Raw genomic sequence first — 13,466 nt, forward strand, 5'->3', positions numbered from 1 at the left:
ACGCGCTTTTGCCGCGTAACAGGCAAACCTCCGTTGTGTCGCTCAAGATACGTTTATGTACTTTTCCGCCCAGAGCAGCTCTGCGGGAGGTCGACGCCGATGAGCCGGAGCACAGCGGATTCCGCATCCTCCGTCACCCTGCCGACCCCGAAGGAGCGGCGCAGGTTGCGTGAGGCCCTCGCCCTGAGCGAGGAGCAGGTCGCCGAGGCCATGGGCGTCACGAAGGCCACGGTCAAGGCGTGGGAGACCGGGCGCTCGGCGCCCCGGGGCCGCAAGCGCGAGGCATACGCGAAACTGCTCGGCACGTACGAGCCGGACGACGTGTCCTCACCCGTACGGCGGCAGGCACAGCCACAGGCGCACACCCAGGCTCATGCGCAGGCCCAGCCACAACCACAGCCGGAAGCGCAGGAGGCGCACGCCCAGGCACACGCCCAGGCGCAGTCACACGGACAGACCCACGCGCCCGCGTCGGCGCAGCCCCCGGCAGCCACCGTGCGGCCCAGGGCCGCCGCCAAGCGGGCCGCCAAGCCGCCGAAGGCGCCCTCCCCGGCCCCGGCCATCGCCCCCGGCCCGGCGCGCAAGAGCCCCGCGAAGCCGCAGGAGCGCCTGAAACCGACGGCTGCCGAGACGCCCGCCCCGTGGTCGGCGCCCGGCCGGGAGCCGGTGCGGGCACCCGAGCCGGTGGGACCCCCCGCCGTACCGGGCCTCACCCCCGAGGAGGCCTTCGACGCGCTGTACGCGCACGCCGCGCCCGCTCTCGTCCACCAGACGTACCTGCTGACCGGCCGCCGACAGCTCTCCCGCGAGTCCGTCGAGTACGCCTTCCACCACGCCTGGGAGCACTGGCCCGAGGTCGCCGTCGACGCGGACCCGGTGAGCTGGGTGCGGGCCACGGCGTACGAGTACGCCCTCTCCCCCTGGCACCGGCTGCGCCGCGCCCACAAGCACCCCGACTCCCCGCCCACCGAGGCGAGCCGGCGGGCGCTGCTCACCGCGCTCCTCGAACTGCCGCCGCCGTACCGCCGTACCGTCCTGCTCTACGACGGACTCGGCCTCGACCTGCCGGAGACGGCGGCCGAGACCGAGGCGAGCACCCCCGCGGCCGCCAACCGGCTGCTGCACGCCCGCACCGTCCTCGGGCGGCGGGTCCCCGAGCTCGCCGAGCCCGAGGCCCTGCACCGGCGGCTGAGCACCCTGGTCACGGAGGCGCCGACGGCGACGCTCCCGCCCGCCCGCACGGTCCGGACGGGCAGCGAACGCCGCTCCCGCACCTGGACGCGCGCGGTGCTCGGGGTGACGGCGGTCCTCATCGGCGTCACCGGCTTCACGGTGGCGACCGCGCCGACCCGCTACATCCCGGTGAACGTCCCCGGCGAGACCGTCAACGGCGTCCCGGTGCGCGGCGGCCCGCAGAAGCTCCGGACGGAGGACCTGGAGCTCAGGGACAAGCTGCGCTCCGAGCCGAACCCGGGCCCGGAGCGGCTGATCCCCGCGGCCGAGTAGGGGCTGCCGTACGCGAGAGGGCCCCGCCCTCGCCCGGGTGACCGGGCGGGGGCGGGGCCCTCTCGTACGACTGCGACCGTCAACCGCGACGACGCGGCCGCTGTGTTCCTGACGAAATCAGCCCGCGAGGATGGCGCGCGCGAGCTTGGCCGTCTCGGTCGGCGTCTTGCCGACCTTGACGCCGGCGGCCTCGAGGGCCTCCTTCTTCGCCTGGGCGGTGCCGGAGGAGCCGGAGACGATGGCGCCGGCGTGGCCCATGGTCTTGCCCTCGGGCGCGGTGAAGCCCGCGACGTAGCCGACGACCGGCTTGGTGACGTTGGCCTTGATGAAGTCGGCCGCACGCTCCTCGGCGTCGCCGCCGATCTCACCGATCATGACGATCAGGTCGGTGTCGGGGTCCGCCTCGAACGCCGCGAGGGCGTCGATGTGCGTGGTGCCGATGACCGGGTCGCCACCGATGCCGACGGCGGACGAGAAGCCGATGTCACGGAGCTCGTACATCATCTGGTACGTCAGCGTGCCGGACTTCGAGACCAGGCCGATGCGGCCCGGCTTCGTGATGTCGCCCGGGATGATGCCGGCGTTGGACTGGCCCGGGGTGATGAGACCGGGGCAGTTCGGGCCGATGATGCGGGTCTTGTCGCCCTTCGACTGCGCGTACGCCCAGAAGGCGGCGGAGTCGTGGACGGCGATGCCCTCGGTGATGACGACGGCCAGCGGGATCTCGGCGTCGATCGCCTCGACCACGGCGGCCTTCGCGAACGCCGGCGGGACGAAGAGGACCGAGACGTTGGCGCCGGTCTCCTTCATCGCCTCGGCGACGGAGCCGAAGACCGGGACCTCGGTGCCGTCGAAGTCGACGGTCGTGCCGGCCTTGCGCGGGTTCACGCCACCGACGATGTTGGTGCCGTCGGCCAGCATGAGCTTGGTGTGCTTCATGCCCGTGGCACCGGTCATGCCCTGGACGATGACCTTGCTGTCCTTGGTGAGGAAGATAGCCATGGTGTGCTTGACCTCGTCCCTTACTTCGCAGCCGCGAGCTCGGCGGCCTTGTCGGCCGCGCCGTCCATGGTGTCCACGCGCTGCACGAGCGGGTGGTTCGCGTCCGACAGGATCTTGCGACCCAGCTCCGCGTTGTTGCCGTCGAGGCGCACGACCAGCGGCTTGGTGACCTCTTCGCCCTTCGAGGCGAGGAGCTCCAGGGCCTGGACGATGCCGTTGGCGACCTCGTCACAGGCGGTGATGCCACCGAAGACGTTGACGAACACGGACTTGACGTCCGGGTCGCCCAGGATGATCTCCAGGCCGTTCGCCATGACCTCGGCGGAGGCGCCGCCACCGATGTCGAGGAAGTTGGCCGGCTTCACGCCGCCGTGGTTCTCACCGGCGTACGCGACGACGTCCAGGGTCGACATGACCAGACCGGCACCGTTACCGATGATGCCGACCTCGCCCTCGAGCTTGACGTAGTTGAGGTTCTTGGCCTTGGCGGCAGCCTCGAGCGGGTTGGCTGCGGCCTTGTCCTCGAGCGCCTCGTGCCCGGGCTGACGGAAGTCGGCGTTCTCGTCGAGAGACACCTTGCCGTCCAGGGCCAGAATGCGGCCGTCCTTGGTCTTCACCAGCGGGTTGACCTCGACGAGGAGCGCGTCCTCGGCGACGAAGGTGTCCCACAGGGTCACCATGGCCTCGGCGACGCCCTCGGCCACATCGGCCGGGAACTTCGCCAGGGCCACGATCTCGCGGGCCTTCTCGATGCTCACGCCCTCGACGGCGTTGACCGGGACCTTCGCGAGGGCCTCGGGGGTCTTCTCCGCGACCTCCTCGATGTCCATGCCGCCCTGCACCGAGGCCATGGCCAGGAAGGTGCGGTTGGTGCGGTCGAGGAGGTACGAGACGTAGTACTCCGCCTCGATCTCCGGGGACAGCTCGGCGATCATCACCTTGTGGACCGTGTGGCCCTTGATGTCCATCCCGAGGATGTCGGTCGCACGGGCGACCGCCTCGTCCGCGTCGGCGGCCAGCTTCACGCCGCCGGCCTTGCCGCGGCCACCGACCTTCACCTGCGCCTTGACGACCGACTTGCCGCCAAGACGCTCGGTGGCCTCGCGCGCCGCCTCAGGCGTGTCGATGACTTCACCGGCCAGCACCGGTACACCGTGCTTGGCGAAGAGGTCCCTCGCCTGGTACTCGAACAGGTCCACGCGCGTCCGTCCCTTTTCTGATGATCGCGGTTCGTTGTCTGCGTGGGCGTGCCGCGAAGGGCAACGTGACTGCGCTGTCACAAGGGAGGCGTACACGGTGACCGTGGACGCGGCATGTCCGTCTCGCAGGTTATCCCCGAGGGACGTGGGTCCCTAAATCGCAGATCACACCAGAGCGGTGATACGGGTCACAGATCGTAGGGGCGAGGGGGCCGTCCGTAGGGAGCGGGAGGTGGGGACATGCGGCGTTCACAGCAGGCGCGGCTTGGCCTCCCGACCCCTCACGGCGCGCCGGAAGCGCAGGTGAGGGGCGTTCTGAGACGGATGTGATATGGGACTCAATCACCCTCGGGGCGCCCGTGCGGGTGGTCCCGCGACGACGAATTCCGCAGCCGCGGGTGCCGGTCGAGAGCCGTGGGTGCCGGTCGACAGCCGCGGACGCCGGTCGATCGGGCCCGACAGCGCGGTCGCGGTCCGTCAGGTCGCCGGTATCGGCAGCGGGCGCTTCTCCAGGGCGGCCGCCATCACCTCCGGGAAGAGGTCCGGCGTGCACGCGAAGGCCGGCGTCCCGAGCGCGGCCAGCGCCGCCGCGTGGTCCCGGTCGTACGCCGGGGTGCCCTCGTCGGAGAGGGCGAGCAGCGCGACGAACTGCACTCCCGACGCCTTCATCGCCGCGACCCGCTTCAGCATCTCGTCACGGATGCCCCCCTCGTAGAGGTCGCTGATGAGGACGACGACGGTGTCGGCGGGGCGGGTGATCCTCGACTGGCAGTGGGCGAGGGCGCGGTTGATGTCGGTGCCACCGCCGAGCCGCGTGCCGAAGAGGACGTCGACGGGATCGTCGAGCCGGTCGGTCAGGTCCACGACGGCCGTGTCGAAGACGACGAGCCGGGTGGCGATCGACCGCATGGAGGCGAGCACCGCGCCGAAGACGGAGGCGTAGACGACGGAGGCGGCCATGGAGCCGGACTGGTCGATACAGAGGACGACCTCCTTCCGTAGCGACCGGGAGGCGCGCCCGTGGCCGACGAGCCGCTCGGGGACGACCGTGCGGTGCTCGGGCAGATAGTTCTTGAGGTTGGCGCGGATCGTACGGTCCCAGTCGATGTCCCGGTGCCGGGGCCGGCTGATCCGGGCGGAGCGGTCGAGGGCGCCGGTCAGGGTCGCGCGGGTGCGGGTGGCGAGGCGCCGCTCAAGGTCGTCGACGACCTTGCGCACCACGGCGCGGGCGGTCTCCCTGGTCGTCTCGGGCATGGCCTTGTGGAGGGAGAGCAGGGTGCCGACGAGGTGCACGTCGGCCTCGACGGCCTCCAGCATCTCCGGCTCCAGGAGGAGGGTGGCCAGGCCGAGGCGGTCGATCGCGTCGCGCTGCATGACCTGGACGACGGAGCTGGGGAAGTACGTACGGATGTCGCCGAGCCAGCGGGCGACGGAGGGCGCCGAGGCGCCCAGCCCCGCCGAGCGGTCCCGTCCGGTGCGGTCGCCGCCCTGGCTCCCGCGGCCGTAGAGCGCGGTGAGGGCTCCGTCCATGGCGGCGTCGGTGCCGGTGAGGGCCCGGCCGGTGCCGTCGGCCTCCCCTCCGCCGAGCACGAGCCGCCAGCGCCGCAGCCGCTCGTCCGCCGCGCTCGCCGCCGCGCCGGCGGCCGGGCCCGTGCCGGTGCTCGTGTCGGTGCCGGTCCTCGTGTCGGTGGTCATGCGAGGGCCTCCGTGCCGAGGACGAGGTGGAGCAGGGGCAGTACGGCGTCCGCCCGTTCCCGGTCGAGCGTGGGGGCGAAGCCGGGGACGCCGGGCACGGAGTGCGCCGGGCCGCCGGCGCCGGGGCCCCGGGCGACCAGCTCGCCGAGGGTGCGGCGCACACCCGGCTCGTATCCCGAGAAGGTGCGGCGCAGCAGCGGGAGGACATCGGTGAACGCCTCGGCCGGCACACCCGTGAGCCAGGCGTCGACCAGGCCGAGGAGCCGCTCGTCGTGGACCAGCAGCAGTCCGCCACCGGAGGCCCCGCCGGCGAAGCCGTCGATCCAGGCGGCGGCGTCGGCCGGCGGGGTGCCGGGCGACAGGGCCCTGCTCATGAGCAGGGCGGCCTCGTCGTCGGCGATCCGTCCCTCGTCCAGGAGGAGCCGGGCTGCCCGGCCCCTGAGGATGCCCGGTATCCGGTCGCGGTCGGCGAGCCGGCGCAGGACGCCCGCCCAGCGGACGGTCAGCTCGTCCGCGCCGGGCAGCAGGCCGAGGGCCTGGTGGACCTCGTCGATCCGCTCGCGCATGGCGGTGGCCGCGTCGGCGTCGAGTCCGGCGCAGGCGGGCGGCAGGCCGACACAGATCCGTTCGGCGAGGCCCGCGGCGACCTCGGCGAGGGCCGCGGTGTCGGTGCCGCGGACATCGCCGTAGCGCAGTGAGCGGGCGAGGGCCGGGAGGGCCTGGGCGAGATGGGCGACGTCCGTGTCGAGCGCGGCCCGGTCGGCGAGCGCCCGCATCACGACGGGGAGCGCGTCGCCCAGCCCGGCGAGGAGGCAGTGCTCCGCGAGGGCGGTGACGTCGGCGAGGGCCGTCGCCGCCAGGGCCCTGGACCGGGCCCTGGCGGTGGCGGCGGCCTCGACGGTGGTGCCCCAGACGCCGGCCTCGGCGACCTGGACGTGCAGCTCGGGCTCCCAGCGCAGCCGCCAGGTCTCCCGGAAGGTGCCGGTGCCGGCGCGTCCGGCGGCCGGTTCGCCCCAGCCGACACCGAGGAGGCGCAGCCGGTGCAGCAGCCGGCTGCGGTCTCCGTCCATCTCTTTGCGGAGGTCGAGTTCGAGGTCGCGTTCCGTGGCCTCGGGCTTGAGGCGCAGGCTGCGCTGGCGGCGGGCCAGATCGCGCTGGAGGGGGACGGCGGGGGCGCCGGCCGGGACCTCGCCGAGGACGTCGCCGACGACGAGGCGGTCCCGGACGAGGTCGAGCGGCACGTCGGAGCCCTCGCACAGGACGGCACGGACGGCGTCGGTGGTCTCGTCGAGGCCGGGTGCCGGTCGGCCGCGCAGGGCGGCGAGGCTCTCGGCGAGCCGGACGGCCTCGATGACATGGGCGGGAGAGACGAGGTGGTCCTCGGCCCTGAGGAGTCCGGCGACCTTGGTCATCCAGCGCTCCAGGGGCCGGTCGGGCGCGGCGAAGAGGTGTCCGTACCAGCCGGGCGCGTCGATCCCGGCGCCGTATCCCGAGCGGCGGGCGAGCCTGCGATGGGTCCAGGGGACCCAGGTCATCTCGGTCTTCACCTTCGGCAGGCCCTTGAGCAGGGCCCGGTCGGCGGTGACGGTGGTCTTCCGGGTGAGGGCGGGAACGTGCCAGGCGCCGCAGACGACGGCGACGGCGTCGCCGAACTCCTTGCGGGCGGCGCGCAGCCGGAGCCGCATGTACGCCTCGCGGACGAGGTCGCGGGGATGGCCGCCGTGCCCGTACGCCTCGCGGAGCGCGCCCATGGCCTCGGCGAGGGCCTCGAAGGGGGCGACGGCGTCGCCGTCGCCGCGCAGTTCGACGACGTCCTCCCACCAGCGCTCGGCGTCCTCGTACCCGGCGGCCCTGGCCAGTTCGGCGACCGGGTCGATCCGCAGGCCGCTCCCGGAGACCTCGTCCTCCCCGTCGTCCCAGGTGGGGTCGGCCGCGGCGAGGGTGTGTGCGGCGGGCAGGTCGATGAACCGGACGGCGGCGCCCCGGTCGAGGGCCCAGCGGATCGCGACCCACTCCGGGGAGAACTCGGCCATCGGCCAGAACGAGGCCCGCCCGGGGTCGTCCACGGCGTGGGCGAGCAGCGCGACCGGCGGCCGCATGCCGGGATCGCCGGCGAGCGCCACGAGGGCGTCGGCCTCTGCGGGGCCCTCGACGAGTACGGCGGCGGGCTTCTCCGCGTCCAGGGCGGCCCGCACCCCGCGCGCCGACCCGGGCCCGTGATGCCGCACCCCGAGCACGAGCGGCCCCCCGCCGGCCCGCGCCGCGCCCTCGGCTCCGCGCCGCACCGGGACCGCCGGGACCGTCGGGACCGTCGGGACCGTCGGGACCGTCGGGACCGCCGGGACCGTCGGGACCGTCGGGACCGTCGGGACCGTCGGGACGGGGACGCCGACGGCGGTGTCCCGGACCGCCGCGGCCGTCATACGCTCACCTCGCGGCAGGCGCGGTAGAAGTCCTTCCAGCCGTCTCTCTCCCTGACCACCGTCTCCAGATACTCCTGCCACACGACCCGGTCGGCCGCCGGGTCGCGGACGACCGCGCCGAGGATGCCCGCCGCGATGTCCGCCGGGCGCAGGACGCCGTCGCCGAAGTGGGCGGCGAGGGCGAGGCCGCCCGTGACGACGGAGATGGCCTCGGCCGTGGAGAGCGTCCCCGAGGGGGACTTGACCCTGGTCCGTCCGTCGGTGGTGACCCCGTCGCGCAGCTCGCGGAAGACGGTGACGACCCGGCGGATCTCGTCGGCCCCGTCCGGTACGGAGGGCAGTGCGAGGGAGTGGCCGAGCTGCTCGACGCGGCGGGCGACGATGTCGACCTCGGCCTCGGGGGTCGCGGGGAGGGGCAGGACCACCGTGTTGAAGCGGCGGCGCAGCGCGCTGGAGAGTTCGTTGACGCCTCGGTCGCGGTCGTTGGCCGTGGCGATCAGGTTGAAGCCGGGGACGGCCTGCACCTCCTGGCCCAGCTCGGGGACGGGGAGGGTCTTCTCGGACAGGATCGTGATGAGCGTGTCCTGGACGTCGGCGGGGATACGGGTGAGCTCCTCCACCCGTGCCGTCATGCCCCGCGACATGGCCCGCATCACGGGGCTCGGCACGAGGGCGTCCCTGCTGGGGCCGTGCGCGAGGAGCTGGGCGTAGTTCCAGCCGTACCGGACGGCTTCCTCGGGGGTGCCGGCGGTGCCCTGGACGAGGAGGGTGGAGTCGCCGCTGACGGCGGCGGCGAGGTGCTCGGAGACCCAGGTCTTGGCGGTGCCTGGCACACCGAGCAGGAGCAGCGCCCGGTCGGTGGCGAGGGTGGTGACGGCGACCTCCACGATGCGGCGCGGTCCCACGTACTTGGGTGTGATCACCGTCCCGTCGGGGAGGGTGCCGCCGAGGAGATAGGTGGCGACGGCCCACGGCGAGAGGCGCCAGCGGGCGGGGCGGGGCCGGTCGTCGGCCGCGGCGAGGGCGGCGAGTTCGTCGGCGAAGGCGTGCTCCGCGTGCGGCCGCAGGGCTTCGGTCACGGCCTGCGGCCGCCCGGTTCCGGTGTCCGTCTCGACACCGGAACCGGGCTGCGCGATGGTTTCGGGCACGGGCATGGATCCCCCTCCAGATCGTTCGACCTGCTGTGCGATCCACGGTGCACCATGCCTCTGACAATCGGATGTCACCGCTGGTCAGAGGCAGTTGGAGGGTTCATGAAGGGGTGATGGAGGGGTGATGGAGGGTCAGCCCTCCGTCGGGACGGGGCGGGGCGGCCCCGTCCTCGGGGCGGGTGGGGATCAGCCCACGACCGGGGAGACGGCGACGCAGCCGCCGGCCATCGCCTGCTCGGCCTTGGCCTCCTTGATGACCTTGCCCTGGTAGATGACCTTGCAGGTGAGGTCGGCGGGGCTGAGGGAGACCGGCATGACGGCCGGCGGCATGATGCCCTTCAGCTTCACCGTCTTCTTCCACGGCGTGGTCGGCTTCTTCTCCGACTCGACCTTCGGCGCCATCGCGGTGCCGTCGCCCGCGTGGTAGTCGATGGACTCGATTCCCTTGCCGGTGACCTCGTACGTGACCTCGTAGGAGTCACCGACGGACTTGTCGACCTGGTCGGCGGCCTTCTCGGCGGCCTGAGAGCAGGCTCCGAGGCCGAGGGCGAGACCGGCGACGGCGAGGACCGAGACGGCGGTGCGGGTGGTGCGGTTCATTGCGTGGTTCCCCTGAAGCAGTTGCGGTGGATCAGTTGGTCTCGCGCAGAGAATCGCAAAGGAAAGGTAAAGTCAAATCCTTTCACGACCCCTTCACCACCCCTGAACACGCAGGCCAGAGGCGTTGTCAGTGGCGGGCTCTACCGTCGGGGACATGAATGCCATGGGGGTGCGCGTTTCAGTTGAACAGGTGCTGGCACTGGCTCCTGACGACGCCTCGCGCAGAGCGGGGAGCACGTTGGGCACGGCCGGACCGTGGTCGGGCACGGGCCGCGACGGGGGCGCCGTCTGGGGGCTGTGCAAGGGCAGCGGCGGCGTGTCGTACCGGACGGTCGTCGACACCACGGGCCCCGCATACCTCTGCGCGTGCCCCAGTCGTAAGTTCCCGTGCAAGCACGCGCTCGGCCTGCTGCTGCTCCGCGCCTCGGACCCGGCGGCGATCGAGGAGACCACCGCGCCCGACTGGGCCGCGCGGTGGCTCACGGCGCGACGCGAGCACGCCGGAAGCCCCGAAGCCGCCACAAGCACCGCGGGCGCGGCTCTCGGGGCCGAGGGCGCCGCCGGAGGCCCGGCGGATCCCGAGGCGGCGCGGCGCAGGGCCGAGCGGAGAGCCGCCCGGATCACCTCGGGGGCGCGGGAGTTGGAGCAGCGGCTCGTCGACCTGCTGCGCGGCGGACTGGCGGCGGCCGAGCAGCCGGGGTACGGGCTGTGGGAGGAGACGGCGGCCCGGATGGTCGACGCCCAGGCGCCGGGACTGGCGGGCCGGGTGCGGGAGTTGGGAGCCATACCGGGTTCGGGGCCCGGCTGGCCGGTGCGGCTCCTGGAGGAGTGCGCGCTGACCCATCTCCTCGACCGGGCCTGGCTCACCGCCGACCGGCTGCCCCCGCCCTTCGCGACGACCGTACGGACCCGGGTCGGCCTCACGGCCCCGGTCGACGGCGTGCCGCTGCGGGACCACTGGCTCGTCCTCGCGCAGTACGACGCGGCCGACGCCCGGCTGACCACCCGGCGCATCTGGCTGCACGGCACGACGAGCGGGCGCACCGCGCTCCTGCTCTCCTTCGGCGCGGCGGGCAGGGCTCCTCGACTGGCGCTCCCCGTGGGCATGGTGCTCGACGGCGAGGTGACGCCGCACGGGGGGTCCGGTCAGCTGCGGGCGGAGCCGGGCGAGCGGTTCGTGCCGGTCGGGGGGCCTGTCGCCCCGCCGCCGGGCGGGCCGGTGGGCGCGGCCCTCGACGCGTACGGCCGCGCGCTGCGCGAGGACCCGTGGCTCGACTCCTGGCCCGTCACGCTGAGCGGGGTTCTCCCCGCGCGGGCGGAGTACGGCTGGCAGCTCGCCGACGCGGACGGCCGCGAGGCCCTGCCGCTGACACCCGCCGCCCAGTCCCGGCCCGGACTCTGGCGTCTGGTCGCCCTGTCGGGCGGCGCCCCGGTGACGGTCTTCGGAGAGTGCGGGCACCGCGGCTTCACGCCCCTCGCCGCCTGGTCCCCGGAGACCCCGGGAGAGACGGTCCCTCTCATATGACCCCCGGGACGACCACCGGCGCACCCTTCGGTACGCCACCCGCCCACGGACGCCCGCCCGCCCGGAGGAACGCGATGGAGACGGACACGACGCCCCCGACCGCCACCGGCCCGACCGCCGACACCGACACCGACACCGACACCCTTCCCGAGCACGGCGGCGCTCCCGAGCTCGGCGGCGGGGGGCTCGGCAGCGATGCCGAACTCGGCAGCGGTGTCGCCGAGGACGCCGTCTGGGAGGAGCTCGTCACCTCGGCCCTGCTCGGCACGGACCGGCGGACGCCCGCCCGGCTCGCCGGAAAGAGGCCCCGGGACGTGCCGGGCGCCCTGCTCGACGCCGCGGCGCTGCACACCGTACGGCGCAGGGCGGGGCTGCGTGCCGGACCCGCCGCGCCACCGCCGGAGCCCGCACCCGAGGACCCGCGTGGACCGCTGCCCGAGGCGGCCCGGCGGCGCCTCGACCAGCTGCTCGCCGGCCGCGCCGCGCCCTCGCCCGCCGGGCGGCGCGGAGCCGCCCCCGACCTCGCCGAACTGCTCCCGCAGTGGCTCGCCCTGGCCAACGAGCGCGGCTACCGGGCACCGGCCGCGACCCTGCCCGCCCTCCTCGACGCGGCCCGGGCCCGTACCGATCTGCGCCCCCAGGCCCTGCGTCTGGCCGGGCCGCGCGGCCTGTGGCTGGCCCGCCTCAACCCGGAGTGGCGGTTCGCCCTGCGGGGTGCGGGCGCGGGGAGCTCCCTCCCGGCCCCCGGGGACCGGGAGGCTGTGCGTGCTCTGTGGGACGAGGGCCTGTTCGCCGAGCGGGTCGCCCTGCTCTCCGCCGTACGGACGGAGGATCCGACGGCCGGCCTCGCCCTCCTCGCCTCCACCTGGTCCGCCGAGCGGGCGGAGGACCGGCTGATGTTCGTGGACTCGCTGCGGACCGGACTCTCGGACGCGGACGAGGAGTTCCTGGAGGCCGCCCTCGGCGACCGCAGCCGCAATGTCCGCGCCACCGCGGCCGAACTGCTCTCCGCCCTGCCGGCCTCGGCGCTCGCGGGCCGGATGGCGGGCCGGGCGGTGACCTGCGTCGGTCTCGACCGGACGGCGGACGAGCCGACGGTCACCGTGGAGGCTCCGCACGAGTGCGATACGGCCATGCAGCGGGACGGCCTCGCGGCGACGCCTCCGGCGGGGCGGGGTGAGCGGTCCTGGTGGCTGGGCCAGCTCGTCGAGGCCGCCCCGCTGTCCTGCTGGCCGCCGCGGTTCGGGGGGCGCGGGCCGGAGGAGATCGTGGCCCTGCCGGTGGCCGACGACTGGCAGGGCGAACTGCACGCGGCCTGGTGCCGGGCGGCCGTGCGACAGCGGGACGCGGCCTGGTCGCGCGCCCTGCTCGGCTCCCCGGCGATCCCGCCCGCGACGGGCCCCGGCACCTCGTCGCTGGCCGAGCGGGCCCAGCTCCTGTCCACGCTTCCCCGGGAGGAACGGGCGCTCTGGGTCGCCTCGTTCGTCGCCGCCCACGGTCTGTCGGAGGCCTTCCAGCTGCTCGGGGTCTGCGCGGTGCCGTGGGCGGAGCCGCTGGGCGGGGCGGTGATCGACGCCCTCGACATCGCGCGGGAGGCGGGCAGTTACCCGTGGAGCTTCAGCGGGGTGATGGGACTGGCCGAGCGGTGCCTCGCTCCGGAGGCGGCGCGGCGGCTGGAGTCCCTGACGGCCCGGCCGGACGAGACGGAGGACATCTCCCCCGGCGCGGGCGGCTACTGGGCCGAGGCCTTCCAGCGGCTGGTCTCCACCCTCCGGCTGCGTGCGGCGATGAGAGCCGAGCTCACCGAACCGCCGCCGGCCTCCGGGACTCCGGCTCCCCTCTGAACGGCCGGTACGACAGGAAGGGCCCTCCCCGGAGGGAGGGCCCTTCACCGGCCATGTGAGGCGCGCATCGCCGAAACGGGTTACGCGGCCACGCGGACGTTCGCGTTCACCCAGTCGACGATGGACGCCGTCGTCGCGCCCGGCGTGAAGATCGCCGCCACGCCCTTCTCCTTCAGCGGCGGGATGTCCGCGTCCGGGATGATGCCGCCGCCGAAGACCTTGATGTCCTCCGCGTCGCGGTCCTTGAGGAGCTCCAGGACCTTCACGAACAGCGTGTTGTGCGCGCCCGAGAGGATCGAGAGGCCGATCGCGTCGGCGTCCTCCTGGATCGCGGTGTCGACGATCTGCTCGGGCGTCTGGTGGAGACCGGTGTAGATGACCTCCATACCGGCGTCGCGGAGTGCCCTCGCGATCACCTTGGCCCCGCGATCGTGGCCGTCGAGACCCGGCTTGGCTACCACCACGCGGATCGGACCGGTCACACCCATCACTGCCTCCACATGCGACCCCCGCGCCTGATG

Annotated in this window: 10 protein-coding genes; 3 read left to right on the forward strand and 7 right to left on the reverse strand. The window is 73.9% G+C overall.

What is annotated here, in order from left to right:
* The first annotated feature begins 99 nt into the window (after nt 1-99).
* The gene (locus tag ACH4MY_RS30710; RefSeq protein WP_398006993.1) at nt 100-1,506 is read left to right on the forward strand and encodes a sigma factor-like helix-turn-helix DNA-binding protein; all 1,407 of its coding nucleotides are present in this window, start codon (nt 100-102) and stop codon (nt 1,504-1,506) included.
* Nucleotides 1,507-1,623: 117 nt separating this feature from the next.
* On the opposite strand, the gene sucD is transcribed toward ACH4MY_RS30710, so the two are convergent.
* From sucD to ACH4MY_RS30740, 6 genes are all read right to left on the reverse strand, one after another.
* Nucleotides 1,624-2,508, reverse strand: coding sequence for a succinate--CoA ligase subunit alpha (sucD, locus tag ACH4MY_RS30715; protein WP_398006995.1), 885 nt, complete (start codon nt 2,506-2,508; stop codon nt 1,624-1,626).
* A gap of 20 nt (nt 2,509-2,528) precedes the next feature.
* Nucleotides 2,529-3,707, reverse strand: coding sequence for an ADP-forming succinate--CoA ligase subunit beta (sucC, locus tag ACH4MY_RS30720; protein WP_398006996.1), 1,179 nt, complete (start codon nt 3,705-3,707; stop codon nt 2,529-2,531).
* 477 nt (nt 3,708-4,184) lie between these two features.
* Nucleotides 4,185-5,402: a VWA domain-containing protein gene (locus ACH4MY_RS30725; protein ID WP_398006997.1), complete on the reverse strand. Its 1,218-nt coding sequence runs from the start codon at nt 5,400-5,402 to the stop codon at nt 4,185-4,187.
* The gene (locus tag ACH4MY_RS30730; protein WP_398006999.1) at nt 5,399-7,825 is read right to left on the reverse strand and encodes a DUF5682 family protein; all 2,427 of its coding nucleotides are present in this window, start codon (nt 7,823-7,825) and stop codon (nt 5,399-5,401) included. The genes ACH4MY_RS30725 and ACH4MY_RS30730 overlap by 4 nt, the downstream gene beginning before the upstream one ends.
* Nucleotides 7,822-8,979 carry an AAA family ATPase gene (locus tag ACH4MY_RS30735; protein ID WP_398007001.1) on the reverse strand — a complete coding sequence of 386 codons (1,158 nt, stop codon included), beginning with the start codon at nt 8,977-8,979 and terminating at the stop codon, nt 7,822-7,824. Before ACH4MY_RS30735 ends, ACH4MY_RS30730 begins: the two co-directional genes overlap by 4 nt.
* Nucleotides 8,980-9,162: 183 nt before the next feature.
* Entirely contained in the window at nt 9,163-9,576 is a 414-nt protein-coding gene (locus ACH4MY_RS30740; RefSeq protein ID WP_398007003.1) for a hypothetical protein, read from the reverse strand.
* 154 nt (nt 9,577-9,730) lie between these two features.
* Between ACH4MY_RS30740 and ACH4MY_RS30745 the strand changes: the two genes are divergently transcribed.
* Nucleotides 9,731-11,101, forward strand: a complete 1,371-nt coding sequence (locus ACH4MY_RS30745; protein ID WP_398007005.1) for an SWIM zinc finger family protein — start codon at nt 9,731-9,733, stop codon at nt 11,099-11,101.
* A gap of 74 nt (nt 11,102-11,175) precedes the next feature.
* Nucleotides 11,176-12,945 carry a DUF5691 domain-containing protein gene (locus tag ACH4MY_RS30750; RefSeq protein ID WP_398007006.1) on the forward strand — a complete coding sequence of 590 codons (1,770 nt, stop codon included), beginning with the start codon at nt 11,176-11,178 and terminating at the stop codon, nt 12,943-12,945.
* Nucleotides 12,946-13,025: 80 nt separating this feature from the next.
* Here ACH4MY_RS30750 and ACH4MY_RS30755 read toward each other — a convergent pair whose 3' ends face one another.
* Nucleotides 13,026-13,433 (reverse strand): cobalamin B12-binding domain-containing protein, encoded by a 408-nt coding sequence (locus tag ACH4MY_RS30755; protein WP_398007008.1) that lies wholly within the window; start codon nt 13,431-13,433, stop codon nt 13,026-13,028.
* Nucleotides 13,434-13,466: the final 33 nt, after the last annotated feature.

It is taken from the genome of Streptomyces sp. NPDC017246, assembly GCF_044331325.1.
In the GTDB taxonomy this organism is placed as follows: Bacteria; Actinomycetota; Actinomycetes; order Streptomycetales; family Streptomycetaceae; genus Streptomyces.

Bases quoted from the DNA above. Each gene is read 5' to 3' on its own strand.
- ACH4MY_RS30710 (WP_398006993.1), top strand. From the start codon at position 100: ATGAGCCGGAGCACAGCGGATTCCGCATCCTCCGTCACCCTGCCGACC.
- sucD (WP_398006995.1), bottom strand. From the start codon at position 2,508: ATGGCTATCTTCCTCACCAAGGACAGCAAGGTCATCGTCCAGGGCATG.
- ACH4MY_RS30725 (WP_398006997.1), bottom strand. From the start codon at position 5,402: ATGACCACCGACACGAGGACCGGCACCGACACGAGCACCGGCACGGGC.
- ACH4MY_RS30730 (WP_398006999.1), bottom strand. From the start codon at position 7,825: ATGACGGCCGCGGCGGTCCGGGACACCGCCGTCGGCGTCCCCGTCCCG.
- ACH4MY_RS30735 (WP_398007001.1), bottom strand. From the start codon at position 8,979: ATGCCCGTGCCCGAAACCATCGCGCAGCCCGGTTCCGGTGTCGAGACG.
- ACH4MY_RS30740 (WP_398007003.1), bottom strand. From the start codon at position 9,576: ATGAACCGCACCACCCGCACCGCCGTCTCGGTCCTCGCCGTCGCCGGT.
- ACH4MY_RS30745 (WP_398007005.1), top strand. From the start codon at position 9,731: ATGAATGCCATGGGGGTGCGCGTTTCAGTTGAACAGGTGCTGGCACTG.
- ACH4MY_RS30750 (WP_398007006.1), top strand. From the start codon at position 11,176: ATGGAGACGGACACGACGCCCCCGACCGCCACCGGCCCGACCGCCGAC.
- ACH4MY_RS30755 (WP_398007008.1), bottom strand. From the start codon at position 13,433: ATGGGTGTGACCGGTCCGATCCGCGTGGTGGTAGCCAAGCCGGGTCTC.